This window comes from Streptomyces synnematoformans (assembly GCF_039531005.1).
Taxonomy (GTDB): Bacteria; Actinomycetota; Actinomycetes; order Streptomycetales; family Streptomycetaceae; genus Streptomyces; species Streptomyces synnematoformans.
This window is the reverse complement of sequence record NZ_BAAAPF010000667.1, coordinates 1-1,292: the sequence shown is the minus strand read 5'-3', so window position 1 is coordinate 1,292 and position 1,292 is coordinate 1. Positions and strand designations below refer to the sequence as shown.

Annotated in this window: 1 protein-coding gene and 1 pseudogene; both read right to left on the bottom strand. The window is 80.0% G+C overall.

Annotation, left to right across the window (positions count from 1 at the left end; all coding sequences use genetic code 11):
* A pseudogene (locus tag ABD317_RS37005) lies at positions 1 to 594 on the bottom strand (hypothetical protein); the annotation flags it as partial.
* A partial coding sequence (locus tag ABD317_RS37000) for a DUF6457 domain-containing protein (RefSeq protein WP_344296467.1) occupies positions 591 to 1,292 on the bottom strand: 702 nt, incomplete at its 5' end. The gene ABD317_RS37000 and the pseudogene ABD317_RS37005, both read right to left, overlap by 4 nt.

Genomic DNA, 1,292 nt, shown 5'->3' with positions numbered 1-1,292 from the left:
CTCGTCCGACCGCGCGGCGTCCCGGCGCGCGGCCGGGCGCCGCCCGGGCCGCTCCGGGGGTCCCCGGCGCCCCCGGCCCTCCGGGCGCTGCCCCTCCCGACGCTCCGGGCGCTCGGGGCGTTCCCGGCCCTGCCGGCGCTGCGGGTCCTCCGGTCCCTCGAAGCCCTCCCGACCCTCCGGGCGCTGCCAGTCCTCCGGACCCTCCAAGCCCTCTGGGCGCTCGCGGCCGTCCAAGCCCTCCCGGCGCTTGCGACGCTGCCCGTTCTCCGGGCCCTCCAAGCCCGCCCGGCCCTCCCCGCGCTCCGAGCGCCCGCGGCGCTCCCGGCGCTCCCGGCGCTCCGGGCGCCGCTGGTCCTCCGGCCGCTCCACACGCCCCCGGCCCTCCCGGGGCGCGGGGGCTGCGGGCGGGGGTGGGTCGGCGAGGGTGAAGGCGTCGCCGTACTCGGCGGCCAGGCCGCCGCGTTCGTTCGCCAGCGCCAGCGCGTCCGCGAACTCGTCCCCGCGGCCCCCGGCCGCGCCGTCGCCGCCGCGCCCGGCGCCGGCTCCGGTGTCCGACCCGCGGGCGCGCCGCTCGTCCCGCCGACCAGACGTCATGTGTCCGCCCGGCCCTCCCCGGCCGCCTCCTGTGCCCACCGTTCGGTCAGCGCCGTGACCTTGCGGGCGGCCTCCGCGACCGCCTCCGGGCCGCCGCCGGCCCGCCCCGCCGCGTAGCCGACGAGGAACGTGGTCAACGGCGCCGCCGGGCGCGCCACTCCGTGCGCGGCGTCGCGCGCGAGGTCGAGCAGGACGCGGGTGTCGACCTCGGTGTCGAGGCCGAGTTCTTCCTTGACCGCTGCCAGCCATTCATCCAGCACGTGCCCATGCTCCCTGATCCGTTCCCTGGCCGTGGCCAGATCCTCCCAGGTGTCGCAGTCGAACGTCGCACCGGATGCCGAACGCGCGAGCCGCAGCTCCCCGGTGAGCAGCCGCAGCGGCAGCCCGGCGAGCGCGCCGTACTCCACGGCGAGCAGCGCTGTGCCGCGGCGCAGCGACTCGGCCCGGTAGGCCGCGACGAGCGGCTGGTCGCGGCCGGTGCCGTCCACGAACATCGCCCCGTCCACGCCGTCGCCGGCGGCCGCGAGGGTGTCGAGGAGGGTGCTGACGGTGGCGTCGTCCAGGAACGGCAGGTCCGCGGAGAGCAGGACGACGGTGTCGGCCGAGGTCAGCGGCAGCGCGGCGGCCAGCGCGGCGACGGGGCCGCGGGCGGGCGGCGCCTCGCGGGCCCACGTCACGGGGCGGGCCGTGGGGCGCCG